General features: G+C 45.2%; 15 protein-coding genes. 4 read left to right on the forward strand and 11 right to left on the reverse strand.

Annotated elements, in window-relative coordinates; all coding sequences use genetic code 11:
• Nucleotides 1–159: 159 nt before the first annotated feature.
• From ACS8FC_RS07160 to pepN, 8 genes are all read right to left on the reverse strand, one after another.
• The gene (locus ACS8FC_RS07160; protein WP_439296291.1) at nucleotides 160–1,671 is read right to left on the reverse strand and encodes a complex I subunit 5 family protein; all 1,512 of its coding nucleotides are present in this window, start codon (nucleotides 1,669–1,671) and stop codon (nucleotides 160–162) included.
• On the reverse strand, nucleotides 1,668–3,119 hold the full coding sequence (locus ACS8FC_RS07165) for a complex I subunit 5 family protein (RefSeq protein WP_439296292.1): 1,452 nt from the start codon (nucleotides 3,117–3,119) through the stop codon (nucleotides 1,668–1,670). The genes ACS8FC_RS07160 and ACS8FC_RS07165 overlap by 4 nt, the downstream gene beginning before the upstream one ends.
• Complete coding sequence (locus tag ACS8FC_RS07170; protein ID WP_439296293.1) at nucleotides 3,119–3,436, reverse strand: NADH-quinone oxidoreductase subunit K; 318 nt, start codon at nucleotides 3,434–3,436, stop codon at nucleotides 3,119–3,121. The genes ACS8FC_RS07165 and ACS8FC_RS07170 overlap by 1 nt, the downstream gene beginning before the upstream one ends.
• Complete coding sequence (locus tag ACS8FC_RS07175; RefSeq protein ID WP_439261575.1) at nucleotides 3,436–4,374, reverse strand: hydrogenase subunit MbhD domain-containing protein; 939 nt, start codon at nucleotides 4,372–4,374, stop codon at nucleotides 3,436–3,438. Before ACS8FC_RS07175 ends, ACS8FC_RS07170 begins: the two co-directional genes overlap by 1 nt.
• Nucleotides 4,362–4,661: a monovalent cation/H(+) antiporter subunit G gene (gene mnhG / locus ACS8FC_RS07180; protein WP_439296294.1), complete on the reverse strand. Its 300-nt coding sequence runs from the start codon at nucleotides 4,659–4,661 to the stop codon at nucleotides 4,362–4,364. Before mnhG ends, ACS8FC_RS07175 begins: the two co-directional genes overlap by 13 nt.
• Nucleotides 4,648–4,932, reverse strand: coding sequence for a monovalent cation/H+ antiporter complex subunit F (locus tag ACS8FC_RS07185; protein ID WP_439296295.1), 285 nt, complete (start codon nucleotides 4,930–4,932; stop codon nucleotides 4,648–4,650). Before ACS8FC_RS07185 ends, mnhG begins: the two co-directional genes overlap by 14 nt.
• A complete protein-coding gene (locus ACS8FC_RS07190; protein WP_439296296.1) occupies nucleotides 4,929–5,441 on the reverse strand; it encodes a Na+/H+ antiporter subunit E in 513 nt (170 codons plus the stop codon). Before ACS8FC_RS07190 ends, ACS8FC_RS07185 begins: the two co-directional genes overlap by 4 nt.
• 399 nt (nucleotides 5,442–5,840) lie before the next feature.
• A complete protein-coding gene (gene pepN, locus ACS8FC_RS07195) occupies nucleotides 5,841–8,441 on the reverse strand; it encodes an aminopeptidase N (RefSeq protein WP_439296338.1) in 2,601 nt (866 codons plus the stop codon).
• A 308-nt stretch (nucleotides 8,442–8,749) separates the two neighbouring features.
• Here pepN and ACS8FC_RS07200 point away from each other — a divergent pair, with 308 nt between their 5' ends.
• The 3 genes from ACS8FC_RS07200 to ACS8FC_RS07210 all read left to right on the forward strand — a co-directional run bounded on the left by ACS8FC_RS07200 (nucleotide 8,750) and on the right by ACS8FC_RS07210 (nucleotide 10,987).
• Entirely contained in the window at nucleotides 8,750–9,340 is a 591-nt protein-coding gene (locus tag ACS8FC_RS07200) for a DUF6231 family protein (protein WP_439296297.1), read from the forward strand.
• A gap of 206 nt (nucleotides 9,341–9,546) precedes the next feature.
• Nucleotides 9,547–10,089 (forward strand): peptidoglycan-associated lipoprotein Pal, encoded by a 543-nt coding sequence (pal, locus tag ACS8FC_RS07205; RefSeq protein WP_439296298.1) that lies wholly within the window; start codon nucleotides 9,547–9,549, stop codon nucleotides 10,087–10,089.
• A 133-nt stretch (nucleotides 10,090–10,222) separates the two neighbouring features.
• A complete protein-coding gene (locus ACS8FC_RS07210) occupies nucleotides 10,223–10,987 on the forward strand; it encodes a 4'-phosphopantetheinyl transferase family protein (protein WP_439296299.1) in 765 nt (254 codons plus the stop codon).
• Nucleotides 10,988–11,130: 143 nt separating this feature from the next.
• On the opposite strand, the gene ACS8FC_RS07215 is transcribed toward ACS8FC_RS07210, so the two are convergent.
• Nucleotides 11,131–12,042: a hypothetical protein gene (locus ACS8FC_RS07215; protein WP_439296300.1), complete on the reverse strand. Its 912-nt coding sequence runs from the start codon at nucleotides 12,040–12,042 to the stop codon at nucleotides 11,131–11,133.
• A gap of 546 nt (nucleotides 12,043–12,588) precedes the next feature.
• Here ACS8FC_RS07215 and ACS8FC_RS07220 point away from each other — a divergent pair.
• Entirely contained in the window at nucleotides 12,589–13,347 is a 759-nt protein-coding gene (locus tag ACS8FC_RS07220; protein ID WP_299220082.1) for an IclR family transcriptional regulator, read from the forward strand.
• A 108-nt stretch (nucleotides 13,348–13,455) separates the two neighbouring features.
• Here the strand turns inward: ACS8FC_RS07220 and mmsB are convergent, their stop codons facing one another.
• Nucleotides 13,456–14,430: a 3-hydroxyisobutyrate dehydrogenase gene (mmsB, locus tag ACS8FC_RS07225; RefSeq protein WP_439261583.1), complete on the reverse strand. Its 975-nt coding sequence runs from the start codon at nucleotides 14,428–14,430 to the stop codon at nucleotides 13,456–13,458.
• Between the two features lie 111 nt (nucleotides 14,431–14,541).
• Complete coding sequence (locus ACS8FC_RS07230; protein ID WP_439296301.1) at nucleotides 14,542–15,798, reverse strand: enoyl-CoA hydratase/isomerase family protein; 1,257 nt, start codon at nucleotides 15,796–15,798, stop codon at nucleotides 14,542–14,544.
• Nucleotides 15,799–15,846 lie beyond the last annotated feature (48 nt).

The raw sequence follows: 15,846 nt of genomic DNA on the forward strand, positions 1-15,846 counted from the left end.
CTAAATTCAATGAAGCATGCCACTGCCAGACTGTCAGTTTATTATGAGCCATTTGTCGATATGCTTTGCTTTGGATCATAGGGTCTTTTATGTCCGAAGCTTGTATTACTATTTGGAGCAGTCAGCAAATAGCCACACCGTTACGAAGCAGTCTTATTGTCATAGCTTAGTGTTAAAATACTCACGATCAGCAATAAGCTGTGCCCAAGCGATTGGTCCAATATCATACATTGCCAATATGCTAGCGGCAATCACTGTCGCGGCGGTTATCGCTGGTGGTAGCAGCAGTAGCCAAGAAGTGGTTGGCCAAGGCTGCGCGGCCAAGGATTTATTCGGCCATGCAGAAGGTGCTGGGCGAAACCATGCGCGCCATAAGATAGGGAGAAAATATGTCGCGTTCAGCAAGCTTGATGTCCATAATAGCCAGACCACCCAATGCATTTGTGCGGCTGCAGCACCTTCCATGAGCCAAGCTTTGCTAACAGCCCCTGCCGTTAAGGGCGCGCCCATCATGCCTAGAGCGGCAATGCTAAATGACACTGTGGTGAGCGGCATACGTCGTCCAATTCCATTCATCTCGCTAATCTTGTGAACACCTAGAGTCTCAGCGTAGTTGCCTGCACAAAAAAACAGGGTAACCTTCATAATGCCCTGATGCACTAAATGTACAAGCCCCCCAATAGTGCCCATAGGGCCAAATAAGGCAACGCCTAGAACAATATAGGAGACTTGACTGACGGTAGAATAGGCCAGCCGTTTTTTTAGATCGTTTTGAAACAGTGCACGCAGGCTGCCCCATATAATGGTCACAGCCGCTGCAATAGCCAGTGGCCTCAAAAGATTAAGCTGCTGCGCAAACTCTATACCAAACACTTCATAGACCACACGCACGATACCGAAAGCGCCGGCTTTCACCACTGCAACAGCATGTAACAAAGCACTGACGGGCGCAGGCGCTATCATAGCTTTTGGCAGCCAACCATGTAACGGTACTAACGCGGCTTTTACACCCAGTCCAATCATCAACAAAATAAAAACAACCACCAACGAAGTATGATGCTGCGCGCTCAAACTACTAAGAAAACCACCCTCGATAAATTCCAGATTGCCAGTCAGAGTATAAAGCCACACCGTCCCCAGCAGCATCAGGCTGCCACCGCCAAGAGTATACAGCAGATAAGTTTGCCCAGCTTTACGCGCCGCTTCACTACCGCGATGCACTACCAGCGGATATGTTGTGAGCGTTAGTAGTTCATAAAAAATCAGGAAGGTTAGCAGATTACCAGCCAAAGCCACACCAGTGGTTGCGGTAACACATAGGCTGAAGAAACCAAAAAAGCGACTTCGGTGGGGCTCAGTTTCTAAATAACCCACTGCGTAGATTGTGGTGAGTAGCCACAAAAATGCCGATAAGCTCATAAAAAATAAGGCCAGTGGATCAGCTTTCAATTCCAGCTCAATACCTGGTAGCAAGACGAACTGCACCTCATAGCTATAACCCTGAGTAACGCCCCATAGCATCCATCCTACAAGCCCCAGCTTGAAGATAGCACCAGCCAAATTGAGCACAGTACGAACTGTCACACTTTTCTCAGATAGTTTGAATATGATAAGTGCTGGTAGTAGCGAGCCTAGCACAACCAAACAAGGCAATAGAGCACTGGAATTCATAATCCGCTCCCGCTAAAAGGTGTACCAATCTGCAATAAAGAGATGAAAGGTACTGCCGCAAAGCCCAGAATAATGGCGCCGCATGCCAATAAGAATGCTGCCCATTCCATACGTGCAGGAACTGCCCTGGGCTCGTGGGTGACCTTAGCTTGTGTAAAGCAGCGTCCTAGCACTTTAAAAACATAAAGTGCGGCAATCAGCCCGCCAAGCAGTATCACTAACGCCAAATCCCAACGTCCTTGTACCAATGCTACCTCTAACAATAACCACTTACTAATAAACCCACCACTTGGCGGCAAACCCATAATAGCAACTCCAGCTAAAGCAAAGGCAAAGACACTGATAGGCAAGCGCTGCACAACACGATCAAGATCTAAGATGCGATCGTGACCGCCAAAGCGGAACAGGTTACCCGCTGCCAAAAACATCGCCGACTTCGCCAACGCATGGGATAGTATTAGTATCGCCACCGCACTCCAAGCGCGTGGCGACGCTGCTAGTGGAAATACCAAAAACAGATAGCCGATCTGTGCCACTGTAGAATAAGCGACCAGCAGTTTTAAATGAGTTTGGCGCAAGGCCTGAACAGACCCCCATAGAATGGCTACTGCCCCCATCATGCCAAGAAGCTCTGCCACAACATCGCCGGACATAGGGTCAAAAATTGACACCCATAAACGCACTAAAATATAGAACGAAGCCTTTACCAGCAACGATGAGAGCACAGCACTGACCGGAGATGGAGCACTGGCGTGAGCAGGTGGCAACCAAAAATGCAGCGGAAACAGTGCGGTTTTAAGCACAAGCCCAACGATCATCAAAACCAATGCCGCCCAAGCTGCGGGCTCTGGGGTTATACGCTCTGCCAAGATGAAAATATCGACGCTGCCAAAGGTGTGATACAGTAGCACCACGCCCAGCAGATAAGTGATAGACCCTGCCATCGTCGCTAACAGATAACGCATAGCACCACTAAGAGCGTCACGACTGCCAGACAACGCTGTTAAGGCCACAGCGGCAAGTCCCATCAACTCTAGCGTAACGTACAGATTAAACAAATCGGCTGATAAAAATAACGCATTTAAAGCGGCTAGCAAAAGCAGCCATATAGGCCAAAACCGTTGCGCCTGTTCTGCACTGAAATACACCGAGGCATAAAAACTGCATCCAGCTCCTACTAGAGCCGTCGCAGCCAGTAGCACAAGACTAAAGCCATCGGCGTACCATTCGATGCCCAGCGGCGCTCCCCACCCCCCAATCGAGTGCTGAAACACGCCTTGATTCCAGACCTGCAAGGCCAAACCCGACACGGCCACCACCATCAAACAGCTACACAGCAGCACCAGTGATCGCGCAGCGCGGGGCCACATAAAAACTATCATCGCAGTCATAAACGGTAAAACAATCAGGGTAACCGCCCATGGAACATTCAACAAAACATCAACCATTAGGTGTTTGTTTCCTTGTGCTTGTCTGGTAGTACCGGCTGACCGGTCACTGCTGTCAACTTGAGCATGAGTACTAGTGCCAGCGCAGTAGCGGCCACTGCCACCACAATACCAGTGATGATCATGGCATGAGGCACTGGGTCTGGTATGGTTGTAATAGTGCGCGTCGCCAACGCTGCAAGCACCAGAAATACGCCACTACCCATTATGTTTAACGCCAAAATCTTGCGTAGTAGATGGCGATAGCTCAGCAAACCATGCAAGCCAATTGCAAAAAGCCCTATACCCGCTAGCCCATATATAAGCACTGTACTCATTACAGCTTCTCCTGTCGGCGTATGCCCAAAAATAGCGCAATAAGTGTAGTCCCGATTGAGATAGTAGCGGTGGTTTCAATAACCAGGATAAGTGCTCCAGCCCACTCCGGTGGAAACTGTAAAAGTTTGCCTTCTAAAAGTCCCATGATAATGCCAAGCAGCAAAAATATCGTCGGCCCGAGCACCAGCACAAAACGCAGAGGCCAACTGGCCAGCGCAGCCGGTAACTGCGCACCCGACAAGAGCATTAGTACTCCTGCAGCTGCCAGTACAGTGCCAGCTTGAAAAGCACCGCCAGGCGCATAAGCGCCCACCCATAGTAAATACGCCGCTACCAGAATCAGTAAGGGCGCAAGCAGCCCCGACAGAGTATCCAGAACCAATCCCGGCGCTGCCTCTCGTTGTGGTGTTGGCAAACCCAGCGAACATACGCTCAGTAGCGCGAGCAACAGTACAAATAACTCAAGCAAGGTGTCATAACCACGGAAATTCAGTAGTACCGCCGTCACTGGGTTACTGACACCGCTGTTATCAAGATCGGCGGCGACAATAGCGCTGAGTCCAGCAGCCTCTGGTGGTAACATCCATACAGCATATCCCAGTGCTGCCGCTACAAACAGCATAAGCACCAGACCCGTGACCACACGAATACCGCTAAAGCGGCTGGCAAGCTCTATATCGATAATCGATGTACTTCCTCGCAGCTTGGCGTAGGCTGCCAGGAATAACGCACCGGTCAAACCTGCTCCAATAGCGGCTTCTGCCAGTGCAACATCTGGTGCATTCAGGCGCACCCAAGCCAGCGCCATCACTAAGCCAAAGGCAATAAATCGCACAATAGCTCTAAACAGCTTAGCACTAGCAAGTGCACCCCAAGCCAACCCTAACGCCAGCAGTACAATGACTAAATCAATAACAGAACCAATCAGCGTCTCCATGGCCGAATCCCCCGTTGCAGTGCTCCGCGTGCGACCAGATAAGACACGTTCGCGCTAGCAAGCAACACCAGCAGCCATATAAATATTAATTTAACCACCACAGCCCAAGATTCCGCTTGTACCGCTAGGCCAACCACTATAAAACCCAGTCCCAAGTTATCGGCTTTGGTAAGCGCGTGTAGCCGAGTAAAAACATCTGGGAAGCGTAGCAAACCTAGCGTACCTGCCAGAAAGAACACGCTACCAGTGAACAACATTAAGGCAGAGAAATAATCACTTGCGGTCATCGTTATCCTCCACAAAGTCCCAAGCACGGCGTACAAAGGCTACTGCAGTCACCGCAGCCAACAACGCAAACACCAGCGCCACATCACGCAGGGCTGCACTACTTGATGCTTCGGCCAGCAGCAATAAAACAGCGACAGCGGTAGTACCAAATAGCTGCACCGCTAACATACGGTCAGCAGCCGTGGGTCCGCGCAGTACACGCCATATACCAGCACTCAGATTGAGCAGCAAGAACAACGCTAGTGCAAGGTATAGGCTTTGCATAATCATTCATCCTCCATCAAAGCAGGTTCAACAGAGTTTGGAAATATTTGCGCCAAACCCCGTTCTAAATCTTGTAGAGCGACTAGAAAATCCCCTTGGCTGTCCAGCACATGTATGGTTAATGTATCTCCGTTTATTTTGGTGCTTAAAGTACCAGGCAAGAGGCTTATTATATTAATCATAGCTACTCGTGCTAGGCCTGAGGACAGGTGCAGGTGGTATTCAACAAGCTTTGGAGATAAAGGCATACTCGGTTGAAATGCTAGCTGTGCCACCTTCACACCGCCCTTTAGTGACTGCCAAAAGAAAAAGGGTATAAAAGCTGCCAGCCGCCACCATACCAGCCTTACCGGAGGTAACAATGTAATGCTGACTACCAACGCGCAGAGCACCGCTGGCGCGCCAATTAACCATGAAGCAGCTGAACCATCGGAGAGAGCCCACCAGATTATTGAGAATAGTAGCAGCCGCGCTACGATCGCTGAGCTGTCAATTTGTTGTCCCTTTATTCTCATATGCCCTCTTCCTGATTTAGGATAACTGGCTCTAACGTATTTCCGCTACATTCATTGCGGTCTTACAGTGGAACTTATTATTCCGAGAATAACGTAAGATATCCAAATAATCTTATTAATACAGACCTGATTTTTTCTTATAAATCAACCCTTAACACGACTTAAACGCTTGTTTTTTAAATCCTTATTTATTAATTTAGCCTAACAAAGAATGCAAATACATTACAGACTAATTGATTACTATTTATGCAACCATCTCTCAAAGCTGTTAGCTTATGAGGGTTTATACCTAAAATATATATCGTAACGAAAAAAAACCCCATAAGTTGCATCCAACTAATGGGGTCTAGCTTAATAGATAAGATTTCTATGTTTAGATAATAAAGACTATTAAACAACCTAACACTTAGTCGCACCAAGCACGCTATCTAAGCTCTCAAGTACATGCTTAGAAGATACCTTTTTCTGCAAGCTGATAAGCTGCTCATGCGCCATTTGACGACGCGGTTCAACCAATGTATACCAACGTGCGAGCACTTGCAATAAGCGCGAGGCCAAGACAGGATTAGACTCATCCAGTCTTTGAATAACATTAGTATAAATCCTGAGGCCCTCTGATGTCCAAAGTACGGTCGGCTGAGAAGCAAAAGCACTAATGACTGAGCGCACACGATTAGGCGTATTCCAATCAAAATCTGCATGATTCAGCAGATCGTTAATCTTATCCGTACTTACATTGTCAGCAGCGGCTTGCACACTGAACCACAAGTCAATAACTAAATCGTCTGCTTGAAAACGATTATAAAAATCTGCCAAATACTCATCAGCCTTTGCGACCTGATGGTTGACCATCGCCTTTAAAGCGCCAAAGCGTTCGGTCATGCAGCTGGCATTATCATACTGCTGCTGTGCCCACTCAGCTGCGCCTGCAACTTTGGCAGTCAATGCCATATCCAATACTACGTTACGCAATGCACGCTTTCCACGAGCCTCAGAGCTATCTTCATAAGACTGTAATGGTAGTTGTTCATATAGCGCTGTCCACTGCTGCGATAGCGACTCTGCTACTTGGCGATACAAGCCTTCACGCTGCTCTTTAATCAATACTGGATCATAGTCTTTGTGGATAGCAGAGGCCAGCTCTTGCGCGGATGGAATATCAAGCAAGCGCGCAGCCAACATGGCATCATCGGTCGCCAACGTTGGCAATGTCTGTGCCAATGCCTGCAGATATATCTCAGGACTGCTTTTAGTGCCCTGACCTTGCAGTAAAATACGATTGACGAGCATTTGCGTCACTTGCCAGCGGTTGAAACCGTTGGTCTCATGCTTGAGCAAAAATGCCAAGTCCTCATCTTGATAATCATAATTGAGCTGTACTGGGGCACTAAAATCACGGAGCAATGACACCACAGGCTCGCTAGTAATATTATCGAAGCTAAAAGTTTGCTCAGCCTGATCTAATAGCAACATACGCTCGCCAACTATGTCACCAGACGCTTTATCGAATAACGCTGTCGCGACTGGAATTGGTAAAGGCTTAGGCGCTTCAAATCCGTTCACGTGGCGCGTGTTCTGACTTAAAATAATGGTCAGCGTTTGCGTTTCGCGATCATAGGCTTGATGACCAGACAGCATTGGTGTACCTGGTTGACGGTACCAATCAATAAAGTTCTCAATTTTATCGTCAGTGATACTTAAGGCTGATAAAAAGTCCTCAACTGTGACGGCCTGACCATCGTAACGACGGAAATATTCGTCAGTGCCTTTACGAAAATTGTCTGACCCCAATGTATTAGCCAGCATGCGTACAATTTCAGCGCCTTTTTCATAGACAGTCGTGGTATAAAAGTTATTGATCTCAACGAAGCTTTCAGGACGTACGGGATGCGCCAATGGTCCTGCATCTTCCGTGAACTGATGCGCCCGCAATGTCGCTACGTCATCGATACGCTGTACTGCACTTGACTGCTGATCTGCCGAAAACGATTGATCACGGTAGACGGTAAAGCCTTCTTTTAGGCACAATTGAAACCAGTCACGGCAGGTAATACGGTTGCCTGTCCAATTGTGAAAGTATTCATGAGCGATGACGGCTTTGACATTGAAGCTACGCGCGTCGGTCGTGGTCTCAGGGCTAGATAATACACAAGCGGTATTAAAGATGTTCAGACCCTTATTCTCCATTGCACCCATATTAAACTGACTGACCGCGACTATCATATAACGATCCAAATCATAGGCACGGCCATAATTGACCTCATCCCATGCCATGGCGTCTTTTAATGCTTGCATACCGACATGACATTTATCAATATCGGTAGACTTAGCGTACACTTCAAGCAGGACTTCACGGCCTTCACTGGTCGTATAATGATCGGTAAGCACATCTAAATCGGCGGCAACACAGGCAAACAGATAACTTGGCTTATTGGTCGGATCATGCCAAATAGCATAGTGACGGTCTGGCGCCTCTACAACGTCCCCTTGCTCAACCAAATTACCATTGGCAAGCAGTGTCGGATAGCGTTTATCCGCTTCAACGCGCGTGGTAAATATCGCCAACACATCGGGACGATCTGGATAAAAAGTAATCTTGCGAAAGCCTTCTGGCTCACACTGAGTGACAAACATGGTATCACTGCCAGTGCCTGCCATATACAAACCTTCGAGTGCCGTATTGGTTTGCGGATGAATACGAACCTGCAACTCTAATGTTAAGTTATCAGGCGCATCGCTAATCGTAAGTTTGCCATCTGCTTGGCTATACTGCTCAGAGCTTAGCGGCTCACCGTCAACCACAATAGTAACAAGCTCAACGTCTTCACCGTACAGCACTAAATCACCTGCCGCTTGACGGTTCATGACCAGCCTACTATCGACCGTTGCATGATCGTCAAATATCTTTATATCTAAATCTACAGTATCCACATCAAAACTTGGCAATTGATAGTCTGTCAGGTGGATTTTTCTAGGGGCATGTGGTGGTACATCAGGCATATCAGGATTGATGATTTGCGCATCGGTTTCAGAGACAGACATAAAGATTCCTATTATTTAAGATGGTTACATTTTAGGTAATGGTTGTCAGTATAGTGAGTATGGCTATCGAATAAAACTATAGGATAAATTGCATCCTATATTTACAAAGTATTGTAATTGCATAAACATTGTATAGTGGTTAATTATACTGCTAGATTGGCTTAATCTACGAAATTTCAAGCGTAAAACGGTTTTAAGATCAGTCGCCAAACTTTACGTTTATCCCTTATAATAAAACTCATCTATCTATCAGCTGGCACTACTCTATGACTGACCTCTCGGCAAACACACCTGAACTTGATATGACGGCTCTTACAATATTGCGCGAATATATCGAGGTACTGTTACCCACTCTTGCAGATTCGAGTGATAAAAAAACAGATGAAGACAGACAAAAGACGTCTCAGTTGTTATGGATAGCTGAAGATCAAAAAATGATAGCTGAGTTGAGGACGCAGTTGAGTCTGAACGACGATGAGACCGACACTTTAGTTCATTTAACTACATTGCCAGCACTAAATACGAAGCAGCTATCACAGCGCTATCAGCTGGCCTGCTTTTGGCTACCCAATCTATCATCAGACATATTGCAAGCCTCTATTCCTTTGCTCATGCGCTACCGCGACCTCTACGCTGCTCACCTACTTATCGTCCTTGATAGTACTTTAGATCTACGAGCTTACGGATTTACGCCCCTTAACCTTTTAGGTGACACTCGCTTGCCTAACTCATCTTCAAACTTACCAGCATCGTTAACGCTATGGCAATTTAATTTGTATGATTATAAAAAGCTGCCAAATTGGTTGAATGCAGACTATTGGGCCAACCCTGATAACTGGGGTAAGCATCGCTGGTAATAGCGTTGTAGTAGCATAAATTGTCAAATTACTGATTCTCACCAAAAGTTGCCAAAAGCGTATTGTAATAGTTGACAAATTTTGACATGATTTACGGTAATGTTATTTACATAACGTAACATTGACTTTCCTATGGGCATTTATGCCTAAGCTTTATGGTAAGTATTCCAAAAAAAACAATTCTATCAAAATTTTAGGAGTTTATTATGTCAGTTTATTTTAGCTCAGTATCCAGCAGCCGTTTTGCAAAAATCGCTACCCTTGCTCTATTGTCAGGCGCTGTTGCCCTAACAACTGGCTGTGCAACCAAGCGCGCTACTTCAGAAGTCGTTGTGGCTCCTTTAGGTATCCCAGGTGGTCAAGCTGGTTATACTGGCGCTGTGGTCGTAGACAATTCAAGTGCTATCGTAACTGGCGCAGAAAACTTACAAGCGGTGGTATATTTCGATTTTGATAGCAGCGAGATCACTCCACAAGCTGCCAGTGTACTAAACCAACATGCAAGTTTGCTTAGCTCAAATCCTGCCGCTGGTGTTGTGATTGCAGGTCATACTGATGAGCGTGGTAGCCGTGAGTACAATATGGCACTCGGTGAGCGCCGCGCGCAAGCAGCTCGTAACTACCTTGCAGCTCAAGGCATTAGCGTTAACAACATTCGCGTCATTAGCTATGGCGAAGAGCGTCCTGCTGCTGCTGGTACTACCGAACAAGCCTATGCACAGAACCGCCGTGCTGAGCTTTCTTACTAAGATTTAGTAGACACAATTATTATATTTTTACTAAAAATATTCTAATATCAAAAGCTCAACAAGAGTGACATTGTTGGGCTTTTATATTAATTTTGCCAAACGCTTTGTTTCTTAAATACCTGATCTATAAATTATGCACATTCCGCATCTTTATGACACTCAATATACGCAGCTCAGTCCCACGACGTGGTGCGCAACCGCTTATGTGAGCGCCCCTATCAGTCTACGCTTGTGGAATGAGCTACCTTGGTTGTCAATAGCCGATACTTTACATGCCTCTTCTATCAACTTCTCCACTCTTGAATGGCAATACCGTCTACCTACTCATGGTTCATCCGTACAAAAAAACGCCCAAAGACAACGTCGACAGCAACGCATGGGCGTACGACGATTACTGCAAGAGCTTCTCGCCAAATTAGAAATCGATGATACGTTAAACGAAGCCCAGTTTCCTTATCGTCTTAATAGTAGTAATTACTATGTGTGCTTTAGCCATTCAAGTACTGGCAGTGCCAATAATAGTAATGACAATCCAAATGCTAGCGTTGCAGTGGTCATTAGCCATCAACGTATGGTCGGTATTGACATAGAGACCAATCAAGTTGCTTGGCACGTAGCCCAGCGTTTTTATCATCCTAACGAAATCACCCTACTACAAGCGTTACCATTAGATCAGCGTGATACCGTGGTCAAATTACTTTGGCAAGTAAAAGAGAGCTTTATCAAGATCAACCATCATACCCTTGCACAAGGGCTTGGAATGAACTACCAACATCTCATCTCTGACATCGTCACTAACCTTGAACAAAATAAGACGCTTGTTACCTTGACCGACAATCAGCCACTTCCCTATCAGATCATTATCTTGTTTTCTTATCAAACGGTAATAATATTTTAAGGTTCTAAACATTGATAAGCTATTAAGATTTTCACATTATATTAATCCAATTACTTTATTACAGACAAAAAAACGACCCTTTTTAGGGTCGTTTTTTATACACTTACTTTTCTTCTCACAACAGTACTGAGACTGTCATCAGATTAGAAGCGGTAAGTTGCACCAACTTTAACGATTGGGAACCATTCTAACCAATCTTTATCTTCTAGCTCACGTTCAGCGATGCTAGCAACTTCACTACCTTTAATAGACTGAGTTTCGCCTTGTGCGTCTGTGTAATTAACATCGGCATCTGGGTTAGTTGAACGAACAGTAGCGTCCGTTTTACCCATATATGCTGCACCAACTTCACCAAATACACCCCAGTTATTACCGATATTTGGACGGAAACCAATAGTACCATATGGCGCTAATTTGTTACGATGCTCTAAACTACCTTCTAAGTTACCAGTTTGAGCAGCATTATACTGAATGCCATCAAGTTCGAAGAAATCACCTTCAGCATTAGCAGTTACATCAATATCGTTATCAGGGACAATAACACCAGCACCCATCGTGAACCAGTTACCAGCAGGACGTAGTTGTACGCCTAGGTATGGGTTGCTAAAGTCAGCATCCACATCATAGTTGACATCATCAGCATCGAAATCACCGCCAAAAAGGTCAGCAACATCGCCACCTGCCCAACCAGCTTGTAGTTCAGTCTTGTCGTTGATGCTCCATGCTACGTTAGCACCATAACCTAAAGTACCAACTTCTGCGCTAACTGCAGCTGGGTTGATAGCTGTGTTAAATAGAGTCTTAGTACCACCGAAGATAGCACCAGTAGTGTTACGGATGATACCCGCGTCGTTGTTATAAGCGGCAGGAGCTGGTTCAGCTTCATAAGCAACTGGCTCAGCTTCATAAGCAACAGCTACTGGCTCAGCTTCATATACTACAGCATCTGCAGTTGCAGCTTGAGTATCATCTACAACGATTACAGGCTCAGCGGCTAAAGCAGCAGATGACGCTAGAACAGCGGCAGAAATTGCAGTTAGTTTAATAAGTTTCATGTTTGTTCTCCTAAAGATATGAAATAACTAGCCCCAAAAAAACGATTATTTCTTTTGTATTTTAAACAACCGTTTTTGTTGAGCAGATTAAAACAATTTTGGCTTTAAAAGTCACCCCTGAATAGAGGCATTTTATTTGCCATTATGTAAAGATTGCATAGAAATTGTAATAATTGCTACACTAACCTGTAAAAAATCGCTTTACCGTTACAAGATACGCTCAAAGTAATTATAAGTATGTATACATACTCTCTAAATACTAAAAGCTTGTGCAACAGTGCTGCAAAGTATGTAAACATAATGTCTTACTCGATTAATTAATACAATAATGGTTATATAGTTTATTACTTCTGTTTGTTGTGATTTGTCAGATGATGTATCAATAGTTGCTCTCAAAAAAAGTTTGTGATACCTGTGACATTTATAGCCTATTTTCTTTTATAATATAAATCATAGCGTTTGTTCTATGATATTCGCCATAAGTCGTTAGTGTGTCTAATCGTGCGATACATCATGTTATTTACCACTTATTATTAAGCTACCTATATGCCTAAAGTGTCTTCAATTACGCGTGTATTAGAGATCATAGAAAAGATATCCTATGCACCCAAACCTATCTCTCCGCTTGAGCTTTCTCAAGAGCTTGATATACCGAAACCGACGATTCATCGTTTGATTCAAAATTTGGTTGATGAAGGGTTTGTGGCTGTTGATATTGGCGGCGGTATCATTCCTGGTAAGCGAGTGCGCAACTTAAGCGTGGCATTATGGCAACAGCGTCAGTTCTTCAATGAGCGTGAAGTTATTTTGCAAAAACTGGTCGAGGATATTCAAGAAACTTGCGGTATCGGTATCCCTTATCATATGAACATGGTCTACACCAATCGCGTGACAACCACACTGCCCCTACAAATATACTTGCCCGTTGGCGCCAAGTCTCCTATGTGGTGTACGGCTACTGGCAAACTTTATTTAAGCCAGCTGTCGGCTTCAAGCCGTCGTAAAATGCTGAGTAATCTGACGTTAAATAAATTCACTAAGAACACCATCATAGATATCGATGCTTTAAACACTGAGCTTGATCGTATCGCTAAAATGGGAGTCGGCGTAGATAACGAAGAATTTATCTCAGAGATGGTGGCAGTCTCAGTACCCATCCTAGACAAAAAATCGCGGTATTTGGCCTCCTTGTATGTGCATGCGCCTACTGTACGAGTGTCTCTCGATGAGCTACTCGAACATGTACCGCGCTTACAGACAGCAGCGCAGGATATACAAGCCTTGGTTTATGAATTACAAAGTTAGCTTTTATGTCTTGCATAAAAAAGGTCTTCACTATAATGATAATGAAGACCTTTTTTGTGCGCTAATATATCGATAAGCGATATATTGTCTTAAAACGCCTAGATAGACTTAAGACAATACTGAATGATCATGATAGGCCATAATACTAGAAAAGTCTCTATCGCCATTATCGCGTGCATGCGCTTCGTAAAGCTCTGTGGCCTTAGCGCCCATCGGCGTCTCAACCTCAGTATCCTTTGCAGTTTGCATGGCAAGATTAAGATCTTTTTGCATAAGCTTGCTCATAAATCCTCCTTTATAGCCATTGCTAGAAGGAACATTTTCTAGCACTTTTGGATAAGGGTTATAGACTTCGAGCGTCCAGTTGCGCCCTGAGCTTTGCAGCATGATATCTGATAATACTTTGGGATCTAAGCCATTTTTGACCCCTAAATTGATCGCTTCTGCCGTCCCTGCCATTAGTATCCCTAGTAGCATATTGTTGCAAATTTTGGCAACTTGTCCAGCGCCATGCTCGCCTGCATGAAAAATATTTTTGCCCATGACGGCAAGTATCGGCTCAGCTTTAGCAAATCCTTCAACGCTGCCGCCAACGATAAAAGTCAAACTACCAGCGATGGCGCCGCCCGTACCGCCAGAGACCGGGGCATCCAAAAAGTCTACCCCAAGCTTACTTGCTGCCTCTGCCACCAATCTTGCGTCAGCCGCAGCGATGGTACTGCTATCGATGACCAACGTACCTTTGGGTAACTCTGCAAGCAAACCGTTGGTTCCATCTTCGCCTAGATAGACAGAATGCACGTGCTTACCAGCGGGTAGCATGCTGATGACAACTTGTGCATTGCTCGCAGCGCTCTTAGGGCTATCTGCGATGCTAGCACCTGCTTGCTCTAGACGCTGAGTGGCGTCTGCTGACAAATCATAGACTGATAGCGTATAACCAGCTTTTAACAAGTTTTCTGCCATTGGGGCGCCCATATTTCCAAGTCCAATAAAGGCAATATTTGGCTTATCAGTGTTATTGTCAGACGTAGTAGCCTTGTTTGATTCTTTATTATTCAACTCTGTATCCTTTGTACCCATCTCATCGCTCCTTGATGATTGCTTATTATTTACATATATATGCAGACAGTGCTATACATAGTTTTGCGTTTTTCAATTTATACCTGATTCTTATAATGAGTCTACAAGCTCTCATCGCACAAGCTGGCTAGCCAAGGCCTTATCACCCAACCAATCGCCCAAAGGATGCTCACCTTTAGCATAAGGATTTACAAAATGCTGATGTATGTATTCTTGTCCTTCTGTGCTGAGACAGTCTGCTAATGAGCGCGACCAGTGAGGCGTGCGGTCTTTATCAATCAATAATGCGCGTACGCCCTCTTTAAAGTCAGGATTGGCCGCACAGTGTACTGCCACATTGGTCTCTAAATACAAAACTTGTTCTATCGATAAGTCCGTAACTTTATGATAAAGCGCATAAGTCAAAGCGACGGTCACAGGACAGCCTTGACGATAAGTAGTCACTGCGCGCTGCGTCCAGCTGTCACTAGCAAAGTCTTCATCTAATTTTGCGAGTGCTTCATCGCTTTGTAGGAGCGCATCGATATCCCCCAGTCCGCCACTGTTCATCAACTGCTGGATAGGTTGCCAGTACGTCGCCAGTTTACTAGCAGGTAATTTAGCACCTGATTGCGCAGCTAATGCACGGTTAGCAATACTATGAGCGCTGTGCTGATGACATTTATCAGTGTTATCAGCTGCTGCTTGCCAATCACTCTGTTTTAAACTTTGTATGATGGCGTCATAATCACTACTGGCAACGGCATACTCTGCAAGATTGGCTAATAGTGCGTCGTTGCCATTACACATCGCACCTGTCAATCCTAAGAACAACCCTGTCTTCGCTGGCATACGTTGCAAAAACCAACTGCCAGAAGCATCAGGGAACAGTCCAATGGTGACTTCTGGCATTGCAAATCGGGTGCGCTCAGTCACCATTCGATGACTACAACCAGCCATCAGCCCCATACCACCGCCCATAATAATACCGTCACCCCAGAGTATTAATGGCTTAGAATAAAAATGCATCTGCCGATATAAGCGATATTCATGGCTAAAAAACTCAGTTGCATAAGGATTGGGTAAGGGCGCGCTGGTAGACATACTGTCATACAGCTTACGAATATCACCGCCAGCGCAGAACGCCTTATCGCCCGCTCCTTTTAAGATGAGTGCCACTACCTGATCGTCACTTTCCCACTGCTCCAGCTGGTGGGCTAGTAACTGACACATCTCAACGCTAAGCGCATTAAGAGATTTGGGTGCGTTGAGTGTCATGATGCCAATCAGATGACCACAGTCTGTCGACTCGGTCTCAAATAATACGGGCGCGTCTTGAGTACTTGTCTCTACGGCTTTTTGATTGTTAATATTATCCGTCGCTGTCATAAAATCGACCTATCAAGTTTGAAAACAAGAATATTAGAATAAAAATGG

It is taken from the genome of Psychrobacter sp. 1Y4 (assembly GCF_051847555.1).

Excerpts from the sequence above, each read along its gene's own strand:
- ACS8FC_RS07160 (WP_439296291.1), bottom strand. The coding sequence starts at position 1,671 with ATGAATTCCAGTGCTCTATTGCCTTGTTTGGTTGTGCTAGGCTCGCTA.
- ACS8FC_RS07165 (WP_439296292.1), bottom strand. The coding sequence starts at position 3,119 with ATGGTTGATGTTTTGTTGAATGTTCCATGGGCGGTTACCCTGATTGTT.
- ACS8FC_RS07170 (WP_439296293.1), bottom strand. The coding sequence starts at position 3,436 with ATGAGTACAGTGCTTATATATGGGCTAGCGGGTATAGGGCTTTTTGCA.
- ACS8FC_RS07175 (WP_439261575.1), bottom strand. The coding sequence starts at position 4,374 with ATGGAGACGCTGATTGGTTCTGTTATTGATTTAGTCATTGTACTGCTG.
- mnhG (WP_439296294.1), bottom strand. The coding sequence starts at position 4,661 with ATGACCGCAAGTGATTATTTCTCTGCCTTAATGTTGTTCACTGGTAGC.
- ACS8FC_RS07185 (WP_439296295.1), bottom strand. The coding sequence starts at position 4,932 with ATGATTATGCAAAGCCTATACCTTGCACTAGCGTTGTTCTTGCTGCTC.
- ACS8FC_RS07190 (WP_439296296.1), bottom strand. The coding sequence starts at position 5,441 with ATGAGAATAAAGGGACAACAAATTGACAGCTCAGCGATCGTAGCGCGG.
- pepN (WP_439296338.1), bottom strand. The coding sequence starts at position 8,441 with ATGCCTGATGTACCACCACATGCCCCTAGAAAAATCCACCTGACAGAC.
- ACS8FC_RS07200 (WP_439296297.1), top strand. The coding sequence starts at position 8,750 with ATGACTGACCTCTCGGCAAACACACCTGAACTTGATATGACGGCTCTT.
- pal (WP_439296298.1), top strand. The coding sequence starts at position 9,547 with ATGTCAGTTTATTTTAGCTCAGTATCCAGCAGCCGTTTTGCAAAAATC.
- ACS8FC_RS07210 (WP_439296299.1), top strand. The coding sequence starts at position 10,223 with ATGCACATTCCGCATCTTTATGACACTCAATATACGCAGCTCAGTCCC.
- ACS8FC_RS07215 (WP_439296300.1), bottom strand. The coding sequence starts at position 12,042 with ATGAAACTTATTAAACTAACTGCAATTTCTGCCGCTGTTCTAGCGTCA.
- ACS8FC_RS07220 (WP_299220082.1), top strand. The coding sequence starts at position 12,589 with ATGCCTAAAGTGTCTTCAATTACGCGTGTATTAGAGATCATAGAAAAG.
- mmsB (WP_439261583.1), bottom strand. The coding sequence starts at position 14,430 with ATGGGTACAAAGGATACAGAGTTGAATAATAAAGAATCAAACAAGGCT.
- ACS8FC_RS07230 (WP_439296301.1), bottom strand. The coding sequence starts at position 15,798 with ATGACAGCGACGGATAATATTAACAATCAAAAAGCCGTAGAGACAAGT.